This window comes from Runella zeae DSM 19591 (genome assembly GCF_000423565.1).
In the GTDB taxonomy this organism is placed as follows: domain Bacteria; phylum Bacteroidota; class Bacteroidia; order Cytophagales; family Spirosomataceae; genus Runella; species Runella zeae.
In genome coordinates, this window is sequence record NZ_AUIF01000036.1 from 15980 (window position 1) to 29917 (window position 13938).

At 42.5% G+C, this 13938-nt stretch carries 10 protein-coding genes; 6 read left to right on the plus strand and 4 right to left on the minus strand.

What is annotated here, in order from left to right; all coding sequences use genetic code 11:
* Positions 1–50 precede the first annotated feature (50 nt).
* The gene (locus G563_RS34340; protein ID WP_051210895.1) at positions 51–1289 is read left to right on the plus strand and encodes an SGNH/GDSL hydrolase family protein; all 1239 of its coding nucleotides are present in this window, start codon (positions 51–53) and stop codon (positions 1287–1289) included.
* 6 nt (positions 1290–1295) lie between these two features.
* Here G563_RS34340 and rbsK read toward each other — a convergent pair whose 3' ends face one another.
* The 4 genes from rbsK to G563_RS0110630 form a co-directional block, all read right to left on the minus strand.
* Positions 1296–2213, minus strand: a complete 918-nt coding sequence (gene rbsK / locus G563_RS0110615) for a ribokinase (protein WP_028665300.1) — start codon at positions 2211–2213, stop codon at positions 1296–1298.
* 105 nt (positions 2214–2318) lie between these two features.
* Positions 2319–3179: a sugar phosphate isomerase/epimerase family protein gene (locus G563_RS0110620; protein ID WP_028665301.1), complete on the minus strand. Its 861-nt coding sequence runs from the start codon at positions 3177–3179 to the stop codon at positions 2319–2321.
* Positions 3180–3274: 95 nt separating this feature from the next.
* Positions 3275–5110, minus strand: coding sequence for a RagB/SusD family nutrient uptake outer membrane protein (locus G563_RS0110625; RefSeq protein ID WP_037326475.1), 1836 nt, complete (start codon positions 5108–5110; stop codon positions 3275–3277).
* A 35-nt stretch (positions 5111–5145) separates the two neighbouring features.
* Positions 5146–8286, minus strand: a complete 3141-nt coding sequence (locus G563_RS0110630) for a SusC/RagA family TonB-linked outer membrane protein (protein ID WP_229598481.1) — start codon at positions 8284–8286, stop codon at positions 5146–5148.
* An 800-nt stretch (positions 8287–9086) separates the two neighbouring features.
* On the opposite strand from G563_RS0110630, the gene G563_RS0110640 reads away from it, so the two are divergent.
* From G563_RS0110640 to G563_RS34350, 5 genes are all read left to right on the plus strand, one after another.
* The gene (locus tag G563_RS0110640; protein ID WP_028665304.1) at positions 9087–11651 is read left to right on the plus strand and encodes a TonB-dependent receptor; all 2565 of its coding nucleotides are present in this window, start codon (positions 9087–9089) and stop codon (positions 11649–11651) included.
* 74 nt (positions 11652–11725) lie between these two features.
* The gene (locus tag G563_RS0110645; protein WP_028665305.1) at positions 11726–11986 is read left to right on the plus strand and encodes an ACT domain-containing protein; all 261 of its coding nucleotides are present in this window, start codon (positions 11726–11728) and stop codon (positions 11984–11986) included.
* Between the two features lie 29 nt (positions 11987–12015).
* Positions 12016–12891, plus strand: a complete 876-nt coding sequence (locus G563_RS34345) for a sulfite exporter TauE/SafE family protein (protein ID WP_037326479.1) — start codon at positions 12016–12018, stop codon at positions 12889–12891.
* Positions 12892–12993: 102 nt separating this feature from the next.
* On the plus strand, positions 12994–13284 hold the full coding sequence (locus G563_RS37995; RefSeq protein ID WP_028665306.1) for a hypothetical protein: 291 nt from the start codon (positions 12994–12996) through the stop codon (positions 13282–13284).
* Positions 13285–13324: 40 nt separating this feature from the next.
* Positions 13325–13933 (plus strand): peroxiredoxin family protein, encoded by a 609-nt coding sequence (locus G563_RS34350; RefSeq protein ID WP_051210897.1) that lies wholly within the window; start codon positions 13325–13327, stop codon positions 13931–13933.
* Positions 13934–13938: the final 5 nt, after the last annotated feature.

Here is a 13938-nt window from a genome sequence, read left to right on the forward strand (position 1 = left end):
TTGCCTAAAGCGAGGTTTTGAGAATATAATCAAAATCATAATATTTGAAGATGAAATTCACCCTGGTTAGTTGTTTAGTGTTGGGATTGGTAGTTACCATAAAAAGTCAGACTGTACCTTTGCCTCTAGAGAGTGAGGCGATAGTGAGAGGAGGTTTGCCTCATTTTTTTTCAAAAATTAAAGAAAACAAAAAAGTGAAGGTTGCCTACTTGGGGGGAAGTATCACTCGTGCTGATAAAGGGTGGCGTGACCAAACTTTTGAATGGATTCAAAAACAATATCCTTCAGTTGGTTTTGAACAAATCATGGCGGCTATTGGAGGTACAGGGTCTGATTTTGGTGCGCATCGATTGCAGAGGCATGTACTTCAATACCGTCCAGATTTGGTATTTGTGGAGTTTGCAGTCAATGACAATTCCAAGCCTGCTAACGAAATCAAAGAGGCAATGGAGGGTATTGTAAGACAAATATGGAAGCAAAGCCCCAAGATTGATATTTGTTTTGTTTATACTTTCTCAAAACCGCAGTTGGAATTTTACCAAGCTGGCAACTTTCCTGTGTCGGCTTCGGCGATGGAGCAAGTAGCAGATTATTACCAAATTCCTTCTATTTGTATGGCTTTGCCAGCCGTCAGACTCATTACGGAAGGCAAGATGCTTCTTCAAGGAAAACCCAAAGAGCAGCCCGATAAGATGATATTTTCGGAAGATGGGGTGCACCCTTTTTCCGAAACAGGCCAAAAAGTGTATGCCGAAACCGTAGGACGATACCTGAAACAATGGGAGACAACTACCACACCCCAAAAACATAAGTTGAAAACGCCAATGATGCCCCACAACCTTGAAAACGCCAAGTTGCTCTCGCTCGACAAAATCAATAAAAGTAAAGGTTGGAAGCGGGTAGATACGTCGGCAATTGGACGGGGATTTGCCAGTATGTTTGCGCCTATTTATGCCTCAGCAGATAGCAGCGATTTCTTACAGTTTTCTTTCAAGGGGACAAGCGTGGGACTGGTAGACATCATCGGGCCTAGCAGCGGGCAAGTGGTGGTATGGATAGACCAAGACGCCCCAAGATACATTAATCGTTTTGACGAATATTGTACTTACAATCGACTTAGCTACACGCTTATCAATGGGCTTAAAGCAGGTACTCATAAAGTAACCATGAAGGTATCGCCTAACCAACTTGATAAAGCGACGATTTTGCAAAAGAGAAACAACAAAATAAGCGACCCTGCGCTTTATGAAAAGCAATTTTTGTACATAGGAGCAATTTTGGAAAAGTAACGAAAATTAAAGCAGTTCGTCTAGTTCGTGGCGATAGGGCATAGAGGCTTGTGCACCCATGCGCGTCACCGCAATAGACGCGGCTTCGGTAGCAAAAATAACGGCCTCTTCGAGCGACTTCCCTTCAGCAAGGGCTACTACCAAAGCCCCGTTGAAACAATCGCCCGCTGCGGTGGTGTCAATGGCTTTTACGATAGGAGCAGGGAGTTGTTTCGCTGCCGATTGGGTATGTAAATAGGCTCCTTTTGCGCCCAAAGTAATGATTACGTTGGCAATTCCTTTGTCTATCAATTGCTTAGAAGCGGCTTTTGCCGACACTTCATTATTTACCTGAATACCCGTCAGCAGTTGGGTTTCCGTTTCATTGGGCGTAATTAGGTACAAATGTTCCCAGATTTCATTGGGTAGAGCGGTCATGGGTGCAGGATTTAGAATGATGCGAACTCCTTTTTCGTGGGCTTTTTGGATAGCATAGGCGACGGTAGAAAGCGGAATTTCGAGTTGGACCAATAAAATATCATTGGGTCTCATTTCCTCAAAAACGGGAGTAATGTCGGCTTCGCTTAAAAAACCGTTGGCACCGGAGGCTACCGAAATACAATTTTCACCCTTGGCATCGACATTGATTAGTGCCACTCCCGACGGATGATGTGGGTCGGTTTTGATATACTGAATGTTGATTTTTTCTCTGGTAAATTGTTGTAAAGCTTGTTTCCCAAAAATATCATCGCCGACTTTGGCCACAAAAACCACTTTCCCGCCTAGTCGAGCAGCTGCCACTGCTTGATTGGCTCCTTTGCCGCCCGCATTCATCAAAAAATCTCCGCCCAACACAGTTTCACCTGGCATAGGAAGTTTTGGCGTTTTTATGACCATGTCGGTATTGGAGCTACCGATTACATAAATGGTATTCTGTAAAGACATAGTAAGGCTTTTGGGTAAATATATAAAAATCCCCTTTTTCTAATTGATAGAAAAAGGGGAAATAAAGTTATGATTTCGGCTGTTTAGGCCATAATTCCAAAAGAGTTAGGATTTACGCTTGCCAGATTGAGATGCTTCGCATACACCTTTGAAATACCCAACCGACTCTGCAATACCTGCTAGAGGGTCTTTCATGTCTTTTTCGTATTCTAAGCTACAGCAGCCGTCGTACTTGATTTTACGAAGCATCGCTACAAATGCTGGAATGTCAATAATTCCCCGCCCAAGCTCACAAGTTTTACCTTCTTTGGATGCGGCGGTTACGTTTTTGAGGTGAATGTCAAAGATACGTTTGGCATATTTTTGCAAGTCGGCAATTGGATCATCTCCGAAGCGTTTGTCGTGGCCCATATCAAAGCAAAGCCCGATACGAGGGTCAAGATTTTTGACGGCGTCTATTACCGAAGAAGCATTGGGCCATAGCTTAATATCAGGGCCATGAATATGTATGGCATATTTCATATCGTACTCTTTCACTTTTTTGTCGATATAAGGAAGCAAATCTTCGTTGGGGACTCCTACGATAAGTTTGACACCTACTCGCTTCGCATAATCGAAACCATTGTCGATTTCTTGGGTAGTTTTCATGTAAATAGGCCCTACTGCGTAGCCAGTTACATTGGCATTTTTGAGGGTTTCATGAAAGGTCGCGATTTGCTCGGCGGTACTATTATAAGGTAAGTGAAAGTCTTTGATACACAAATAATGAACATCGACTTTTTTCATCATTTCGAGGGCTTGGTCGAGTTTGAAATGAACAAAACTAAAACCTGCAATGCCGAGTTTAAATAAATCGTTGCTGGGAGGAGAGAGAAGTGTTGATTGAGGGGCAGCAGCGGCTATTACAGGGCTTGAAAGAGCTAAGCTTCCCACTGCATTTTTTAAAAAAGATCTTCTGGTATTCATAAAGTCAGAAATTTAAGGTGGTACTCGTTGAAAATAAAATCTCCAAAGTGAGGACTTACAGACCCTCAACTTTGGAGAAAAGAATTATTTGACCACTATTTACTAGGAATAGACGTCAATGGAGGAATATTTCGCTCAAAACCCGCATATCCTTTGTTTTGATTGATGATTCCTTTGGAGTTGCCATCGATAGCACTTTGCGGAATGGGCCACAACACGTGGTAAGGACTCATTTTGTATTCGTCGCCGTGGCGTGTTTTTACCCCCTTGTTGTAGAAATTACTTTTCTCCATAATACGATCGAAGAAAAAGTTATTGTCAGAGAAGTTGGCCAAGCTGTAAGTTTTACCATTGTAAGCAGGTTTACCAGTTTGGGCCAAAATATAAGCAATACGGGTAAGCTCGGTTTTACGAGGTTCTTCAAAATAAAGCTCGCGAGCACGTTCGTCCAAGATCGTTCCGATGTTGATTTTGTCGGCAGTAAGCGGAGAAGCACCAGCGCGAGTGCGTACTTGGTTGAGGTCGTTGGCGGCACTTGCCAAATCACCTTTCCAGAAATGAGCTTCGGCACGAAGAAGATAGGTTTCTGCCAAACGAAATACATACCAATCGGTGTGGCCACCTGCTGCTTGCACGCGCTCAGGATCAGGAATAAACAACTTATAATGTGGCCAGTCAAACCAGCAACGGATGGTGTCGATAGTAAGCACCGCTCCTGCATTGGTACGAAGTTGTAATTTTTTGCCATAAAACTCGTCACGGCCTTTGATAGCAGGGTTGTTATAAACTAAATCTTGCATACGCATCCAGTTGCCTGGCGCATGGCGCAAATCTTTAGGGTCATCCCACACCGAATGAGTAGAGTACCATGTAGGTCTAACACGCCCGATACCACGGCCAAATTCATTCACTTGATTAAACTCCAGATTGGGGGTATCGATGGTACCACGGTTACCAGCAGGGGTGTTGATATTGTTGTGCCAAAATGGAACGGTATTCCGCATAATTTGAATACCACCGTCGTAGTTTCCTTCCATGAGCAAACGGTCTATTACCAACATCAATCCTTCTCTATTAGCCGCAATAGCCTTATTTTCAGGACGGTGTAAGTCCCAAATTACGTTTTTAGTAACATCTCCTTGCGTAGCTCCAAAACGATTACGCATCAAGCTGTGCTGCCCGCCATCGATGACATTACTAGCCGATTTAATAGCATCGTCAAAAAGGCCGAGGGCTAGGTTGATTTTGGTGAGTAAGTGACTTACCGAACCACGGTTTACGGTACCTTTATCGGCTACCACCGGCACCCATTTTTCGGCAAATTCGAGGTCTTCTTTCATTTTTTTCAAAATAACCTCTCTTTTGGTAGATGAATAATCCAGTTTTGGGGTATTGACTTCTTCCAAAATCAAAGGCACATCCCCAAACTGATGCGTAAGGCGATAATAGCGCATAGCGCGGTGGAAATAAGCAGCGCCAAGGATTTGGTTTTTCTCTTGCTCTGATTTGTAAGTCGGCTGGTCGATACGCGTAATCGCCGCATTGGCGTATTTGATGCCTCGATACCCTTCCATCCAATACCAACCAATTTTGTTATAGTCACCGTGGTTGAGTTGTGCATCAGGGGTAATCTGAAGATCCATGTTTTGGGCAGGTCCCGATTTATCGGTAGTTCCTTCTACTGCAATGTCCGAAAAGATGGACTCTGTTACCATTGGAGGCGAATCGCCATACCATTCGATACGGAGGTTTCGCTCACATGCTACGAGGGTAGCTCTTAATCCGCTGGGGTCGTTGAAGGTGTTTTCGGGAGCAAAAAAGGAAAGGGGCTTAGGCTCGAGCCAAGATTTGTCGCAGCTTGTGAGGGTAGCTCCGAGCAAAAGAGTGCCAATGCAAATGGCTGGTTTTGAGGTAATATATTTAAGTTTCATGATTTCGTGATTAAGATTAATAGAGAAACGTCTCCTTAAAGAGTGATATCAATCCCAAAGCTAACAATACGCGGAGCAGGTACGTTGTTGCCACTATCATCAGGCTCTGCATCCCAGAAGTTCCATTTAGGAGCATAGTAGCCTACGTTTCTAACCGAGCCAAAAAACTTGAGATTTTGGATATTGGCTTTTTGAATGAGGGATTTAGGAACGGTGTAAGCCACAGAGATGTTGTCGAGACGGATGAAAGAGCGGTCTTGATATACACTGAATCCACTGGCTCCACCTTCACTTGAATACAGACGTGCCCACTCATTAGAAGGATTTTCGGCAGTCCAGTAGGGGAACACATATGAGCTTGTACGGTCAAGGAAGCCATCACGGTTTTTCATTTGGTTGAAGGCCGTTTTGTGTCCCCAATAAGAATACATTACCATCGAAACATCAAAGTTTTTGAAGAGTTTGAACTCATTACGGAATGTCCATCTGAAACGTGGGTTGGTCCAGCCTTGGAAATCTTTATCCGCATTGGTGTATTTGCCGTCGCCATCTACATCTTTGATTTTGAAATCGCCTGGTTTTACACCGTACTTAGCGGCTTCAGCTTGTTCGCTTGTTTGCCAGATACCATCTACTTGGTAATTCCAGATTTCATCGATGGAGTGCCCGATAAACCAACGGTTGGCTACATCGTCGATTTCTTTTCCGTTTTCGTCTAAATCACCATACAGGTGCACGATTTTGTTGCGGTTTAGTTGGAGGTTGAAAGTTGAGCGCCAAGTCAAGTTTTCTTTGTTCATGTTGATCGAGTTAAGGCTAATCTCAAACCCACGGTTTTGAACTTCACCTAGGTTGTCCATGACCCAGTCAAATCCTACGATGTTAGGCAAAGAGCGTTGTACAAGCAAGTCTTTGGTAGAAGAACGGTATACTTCGATAGAACCATCCAAACGGTTGTTAAGGATCCCAAAATCCAAACCTAAGTTGAAGGAGTTGGTACGTTCCCATTTGAGGTTGGGGTTTTGCATCCGGCTTACGTACAGCTGATTGACCAAGTAGGGAGTACCATCTGGTTTGATATAAATATACTTACCAGTGGTAAGGTCAGAAAGTGCAAGATAACGGCCAATGTCACGGTTACCATTGCTACCCCATGAGAGGCGAAGTTTTCCGTAGTTGAGCCAAGAGCTTTTGAAGAATTTTTCATCCGTAAATACCCACCCCAAAGCTGCCGACGAGAAAAGGGCACGGGGGTTTTTTTGTCCAAAGGCTGAGTATCCATCCCGACGCGTCGAAAGCGTAATCATATAACGGTCTTGGAGTGAATAAAACATCCGCGCCATCAAACCATCGCCCGTACTGTATTCGTCGTTGCTAGATACAGTGGGGTTGATACCCGTATTAATACCATGATAGCCAAGTACATCCGAAGGAAGCATACCTCGGTTGGTCATGGTGTTGTCCCAGCGTTGGAATTGTTCGGCGTTGGCAAGGAGTGTTACATCAAAGTTGTGAATACCAAAAGTTTTATTCCACTTTAAGATGTTGTCTATTTGCCAGTAAAATGTCTTGCGTTGTTGACGGCTTACATTTCCTCCTACAGCAGCCCACTCAGCGTGCTTAGAAGATTCGTGGTTGTATCTTTCATAAAACTCAAGTTGTGGCGTGTAGTTGAGTCGGTACGTAATACCAAAAGGCAATGTCACTAAACCAAAAATGGTAGTATTTAGAGTGGTGATTTTGGTGCGGCGGTCGATAAAACTACGGTCATAGTAAGGGTGTTTGCCACCGCTAGCTTCGTTGTTTGGACGCCAAGTGTAATTACCATTAGCATCCAACTCCGAGCCCCAAGGCGACAAAGTACGCGCCAAAGTCCAGTCTACCGGTACTTGGCTTTCGTCGCGGTCAGCAAATTGGGTAGTCATCCCTACCGACAAAAACTTCGTCACTTTGCTTTCAAGATTGATACGTCCTCTGATGGTTTTGAAACGGTCTCCATAAATGATACCATTGTTGTCGAGGTAGCCCATTGACATATAGTAAGAAGTGCCTTCTTTTCGCCCCGAAACGCTAACGGTATGGTCTTGGCGAGCACCATTCTGAAAAATCATGTCGTACCAATTGACACTCTTTCCAGCTTTGTAATTTTCGATTTCGATGGGTTGCATTCCCAAGCGCTGCAACCACACCGTGGTGGGGTCGCCCGACGAACCGTCATAAGCCATCCATTGCTCAAGACTCACCCCTGAAGGAAGCTGAGTGGGGTTGTTGAATTGGCCTGGTTTATAAGTAGAGTTGATGTTTTTCATTACATCGCTTCTCCAATTGACAAATCCGTCGGGGCTCAACACTTCTTGATTACGAGCTACACTTGCTACGGCAAAGTTGGTGTTGATATTGACCCGAGGTTTTCCTTCTTGGCCTTTTTTGGTAGTAATCAAGATGACGCCACTTGCTGCTTTCGCTCCAAAAACCGCCGCTGAGCTTGCGTCTTTGAGTACGTCGATGGTTTCGATGTCGTTGGGGTTGATGTCCGACAACTCCCCATAATAAATCGCACCATCCAATACAAGAAGTGGACTAGTGGCGGCATTCAAAGAGTTGCGGCCCCGTACAAGCAAGCTACCTCCGCCTTTGGCAGAAGGTGACATGCCTACATTCAGACCTGCCACGTTTCCCCGTAAAATATCTTGGACAGAGTTAGGGTTTTCGTTTTCAAGTTTGGTGGTATTGATTTGCGATACAGCCCCTGTCAAATCTCTTTTTTTCTGCGTACCATACCCCACTACTACTACTTCGTTGAGGATTTTTTGATCCGTACCAAGGCTAATATTAATGGTAGTTTTGTTCCCAACTACCATTTCTTGAGACAAGTAGCCCACCGAGGAAAATACCAAAATAGCGGTGTTGTCAGATACGTTAATTTTAAACCTTCCTTCTCCGTCTGTCGTTGTACCATTGGTGGTGTTTTTGACTAATACAGTTACACCGGGGATAGGGGAATTATCATCTTTGGATAATACCTGCCCACTCACTGTTTTGTCGGAGGGTTGATGAGAGGTAGGAATAGGTGGGGAGCCAGGAGTCGCCCATGAAGGAGTACTCATCTGAAGGCTCATGGCAAATGCGCCACAAACTAGCGCATGCCTTAGTGTAAGCGTAGATGTTTTCTTCATAATGATTGAAGTTGCATAGATAGATAAATAGAATTGAAAAAAAAGACAAAATTGACTCGCTATTAAGAATTTAGTGAGTTAGAATATAACTTAAAAAAATAAATATAATGTTGGTAATCAGGCACTTTAAAGGCTGATTGCTGAGATGAAGTGTTGGATGATTGAAATGGGTACATACATGATTTATAAATGGTGTGACTTCTGGCGAAACTTGTTTGATAAGAAACTTCGAACTTTTTATTACTTATTTAATTCACAAAAAAATTCAATTTTTTTGTGAATTAGTACTATTAATAGGCATTGTTTTTTACGTATATAAATTTATTTTTTGTTGTCATTAATTTTATAATATTCTGTTTTATAAATATTTATAATCTTTTGTATTGTTTTTTTTGAAAGAATTAGCAATAAAAAAAGATCTATTCTTTAGGATATAAAAAGTAGAGTTTTTTTGACAGGATAGACCATTGATTTGGCTCATATTAAAGTCTTTCAAGGAGTCATAAAAAAATATATATGTGGTATATTTTATAGGTGAAATATGATAATTAGTAGAAGTTTAAAAACTTTTTGCCAGAAGAGTTGCATATAAAATTTTTTTTAGAATACATTTGCATATAAAATCAATAGACAATAAATACTAATATCCTTGTACCCTATCTAAAATAGGGAGAAGTAGATTGTCGCAAACTAAATGTGAATGTTGAAATTTAAACTATAAAATCTGTATATTATATATACAATAAACATAAGTATACAACTCAATTTTTATGACCATCCACCAATCAAACCAACCCACTATGAAGTATTTTTTAACTACTCTTTTTTTTATAGGACTCATCTTTCCCACCTTATTAAAAGCACAAGACAAGCCAATTATCAATGCAACCGTTTCGGGAAAAGTGGTAAGTGCTCGTACTAGCGAAATCTTGATTGGAGCTACGGTCTCTATCAAAGGAACAACCAATGGTGCCGCTACCGATGCTAATGGTGAGTTTGCGCTTATTACGGGTCAAAAGTTACCTTTTACGTTAATAGTATCGTATGTGGGATACCTCAAAAAAGAAATCTTAATCAATGAAAGTAAAGTAGAAATCAAGCTTGAAGAAAATGTGAATCAGTTGGGAGATGTGGTAGTTTCGTCGAGACGTCGTCAAGAATCGTTGCAAGATATTCCCATTCCGATTTCGGTCGTGCGAGGTGTAACTGCCGAAGATGCAGGGGCTTTTAACGTCAATCGCCTCAAAGAACTCGTTCCGACTGTGCAGCTTTATGCTTCTAATGCGCGCAATACTACGCTCAATATCAGAGGACTAGGCTCTACTTATGGATTGACCAACGACGGTATCGACCCTGGCGTTGGCTTTTATGTGGACGGGGTGTATTATGCACGTCCAGCGGCTACCGCTTTAGATTTTATCGATATCGATCGGGTAGAAGTATTGCGCGGGCCACAAGGTACCTTGTTTGGTAAAAATACTACCGCCGGTGCTTTCAACATTACTTCGCGTGAGGCTAGTTTTACGCCCAATGCTAGTTTTGAGCTTAGTTATGGAAACTATGGATTTATTCAAGCCAAAGGCTCACTTTCAGGACCGTTGAGCAAAAAACTCGCCGCAAGGGTGTCTTTTACGGGTACTCAAAGAAATGGGTTGATTTACAACACAAGAACTCAACTCAATATCAATGACATCAACAACATCGGAGTAAGAGGGCAGTTGCTTTATACGCCTAGCGATAAAGTTAAAATTACCTTCATCGGCGATGTGTCAGACCAAAAACCCAGTGGGTACGGTTGGCCGGTGGCGGGGGTAGTCACTACCCAACGGGCGGCTTATCGACAATTCAATGCTATCATTGCTGACCTTGGCTATAAGCTGCCTTCTACCAATCCTTTTGATAGAATAGTGGATCATGATACACCTTCAAAAGCAGATAATCAATTGGGGGGAGTTTCGGTAAATGCGGATATAAAAATAGGAAACGGCACCTTGACATCTACTTCGGCCTGGCGCTATTGGAAGTGGGTTCCGCTCAATGACCGTGATTATCTAGGACTTCCTTCTTTTACTATTTCGGCAGGAAACTCGGTGCATGACCAATGGTCGCAGGAGATTCGTTATTCTGGAAAAGTCGCCTCTAATTTGAGTGGAGTAGTAGGGCTATTTGGTCTTTGGCAAGACCTAAAATCTGACCCTGTCCAAACCGAAGAAGCAGGTGCTGCGCAGTGGCGTTTTGCACAGAGTTCAACAAGCGCCTTATGGAAAACCCCTGGTTTGTTTGACAATTTTGGGATTCGTACCACCAATAGAATCCAGAGCACAGGACTAGCGATTTTTGCGCAAGCAGATTGGGCAATTACCGAAAAGCTGCACGTGTTGCCTGGTATTAGATACAATTATGACAAAAAAACGGCCAATTATAAAAGAGAAACTTATGGTGGATTACAAACCACCGACCCGGCTTTGTTGGCTTTGAAAAATGGAGTTTATACCAATCAAGCCTTTGATACAGAAGTAGAAGAGGGGAATTTTTCGGGACAGTTGACTTTACAGTATAAAGTCTCCAGAGACTTTAATGCTTTTGGTACTTATTCGGTGAGCTATAAGCCTGTCGGAGTAAATATCGGAGGATTGCCCACCGCAAGCGGTCAAGTATTGATTGATTTGGCGCGCGTCAAACCTGAATTTGTAACCCACATTGAGTTTGGAATCAAGACCAAGCCTTCGGCCAACTCGGTCTTGAATGTGGTATTTCATGATACCGACATCAAAGATTATCAAACCCAAGTGCAGACTCCTGAGCCAGGTGTAAACCGTGGGTATTTGGCTAATGCAGAGCGCGTAAGGGTGATTGGGGTGGAAATAGACGGAAACATCAGAGTAGGAAGCAATTTGACTATCAATGGTGCCTTTGCTTATACCGACGGTAAATACATTTCTTTCAAAAACGCCCCCGTGCCACTTGAAGAAGTAGGAGGTGCGCAAGCATTCAAAGATATTTCTGGCGGAGCGCTTCCGGGTATTTCGAAATGGGCTGGTTCACTTGGTGCAGAAGGCTCCGTAAAGGGAGGTTTGCTAGGACTTAAAGGAAACTACTTCGCGGGTCTTGATTTGTATTATCGTTCGTCTTTTTCATCGAGTCCGTCTCCTTCCAAATATTTGAATATCGACGGCTATACGCTTGTCAACGGGCGATTTGGGTTTAGAGCTTCCAATGGAATTTCGGTTTTTGTGTGGGGAAGAAACATCCTCAATACCAACTATTTCGAACAACTTTTGGCGGCGCCGGGTAGCGCGGGGCATTATGCTGGTATCTTGGGCGATCCCCAAACCTACGGCATTACTTTAAGATATACTTTTTGATTTTAAAACCCTCTGGGCAATGTGGCTCACATTGTCCAGAGGCTATTTGGCCATCCAATTAAACTCAACACATTATGAACGCAAATCATGTGCCTTTATCGAAACCATATCTTACCCAAATCGAGATTTTGGGCTTTGATCGTATTGGATTTGTCGCGGAAGTGACTCGCCACAGCTCTGATTATGGGCGTATTGTAAGTGTAAAGTTTGAAGCAGATGGCGTAAAATCTGAGGGAAAAGTACGGATAGAATTGGAAAGTGCCGACAAGCTAGACAATCTTCTCCTCAGACTCAAAGCCATTACAGGTTTAGTAAGGGCCAAACATATCATTTGATACTTTTTTATCTAACCGAACATATAAAAATGATTCAATCAACTAATCGGGTGTATCTTGGAGATCGGGCGCTTTTTGGCGTCTTTGTGATTATTATTCTTATTACCATTGGTTTGGTCGTGTGGAACTTTTTCGGGCAAGATATTCAGCCGGTGGTTTCGTCATTTTTTACCCTCGAAACGCTGCTTTTTATCGGAGTCGGTTTTTTGGCGCAGACCATAGACGGTGCTTTGGGCATGGCTTACGGGATTAGTTGTAGTTCGCTTTTATTGAGTTTGGGCGTAAGCCCCGCCGCTGCGAGTGCGAGTGTACATATTGCGGAGGTTTTTACGAGTGGCGCTTCGGGGCTGTCGCATTGGCGTTTTGGGAATGTCAACAAAAAGCTTTTTAAATTATTATTGATTCCGGGTATCATTGGCGCATTGACAGGTGCTTATTTGTTGAGTTCATTTGATGGAAATATCATCAAACCATACATATCTGCTTATTTGCTAGTGATGGGGGTAGTTGTAATATCGAAAGCATTGCGCAAGAAAACTGTAAAAAAGAAAACAAAATATGTAGGGCCTTTGGCGTTGCTTGGAGGATTTGTAGATGCCGTGGGTGGAGGAGGCTGGGGGCCTGTTGTGACTTCGACGCTCATAGGAAGCGGCCGACAGCCTCGTTATACGATTGGGTCGGTCAATACCGCCGAGTTTTTTATTGCAGCGGCGGGGGCGGGGATGTTTACTTTGATGATTGGGATTGACAACTGGAATGTGGTAGTAGGCATCTTGATAGGAGGAGTTTTGGCATCGCCTTTTGCGGCCTATGTATGTGGGAAAGTGAACCCTAAGACTTTGATGCTTATTGTGGGTATTGTTATTATCACTTTGAGTCTAAGAAATATTATATCAGCATTTTGAATGTAAGTACACACAGCACTCAATCAAAGTGCAACAAAAGTGCCGCAGGTTTTTTTCTAAATTTTAATTGGATTTGTTGTTTCATGAAACTATCCTGAAATCATGTCAATCAACATCTTTGCGTTTGCAGTTCCGTTTTTCTTATTTTTTATTGGTTTAGAATATTTTATTGGTAGAAAATATAGGAAAAATATTCACCATTTTAGGGAGTCTATTGCCAACCTCAATGTAGGAGTTGCCGAAAGGCTCATTGATTTGTTTACGGCGAGTAGTTTTTATTTTTTCTATGATTATTTGCATCGGCATTTTGCGCTCTTTCAGATGGAGCCAAGTTTGTTGTTGTGGATTGCGCTTATTATATACAGCTCATATACGGATAAGAAATGTACGTAATGTGTTGATAAATTTTAATATTCATAAAAAACGAAACCATATGAAATCCATCATTAAAGTGGTAGGAGAAGATTATTTTATTTCTTCTTTACCCGAAACTTACAAAAAAGCTGAGCCTGTCAAAAACCGTGGAAAACTCCCAAGTATCAGAATCAATGCTGAGCTAGGTGTGTGGCAGCATTTGCCGTTGTATTTGGAGGCGGGGAGCTATTTTTATTTGCATCAGCTCGTCAAAGAAGGTCCATTAGTAATCAGTACTTATAGCCCTTCGTGGAACAACTACGGCGAAAAGCATCTTTTACGGCTTAAAAAAGCATATCCTACCATCCAAAATCTAGGGGGGAATTTGTTGGTATTGACGACCGAATATTTTAAGAATATAGTCTATACCGTTCAAAAATATGACCTAGATTTTAATTTACTCCAAGACATCAATTTGCAGATAAGTGCAGCCTTGGGGGTGTACTCGGAGTTTGAGCCTGTTTGGGATCGCATTGCGGGTATTTCGGAAGAAGTACCTTTTCCTGCCACCTTTGTGGTCAATGCAGAGGGAAGAGTAGTGTATGACTACATAGACAAAGATTTTGAGTTTGTTGTTTCGGACAAAGAAATAGAAAAAGCGGTGAAGATTGCTTCAGTTAGCAACTAACTAAT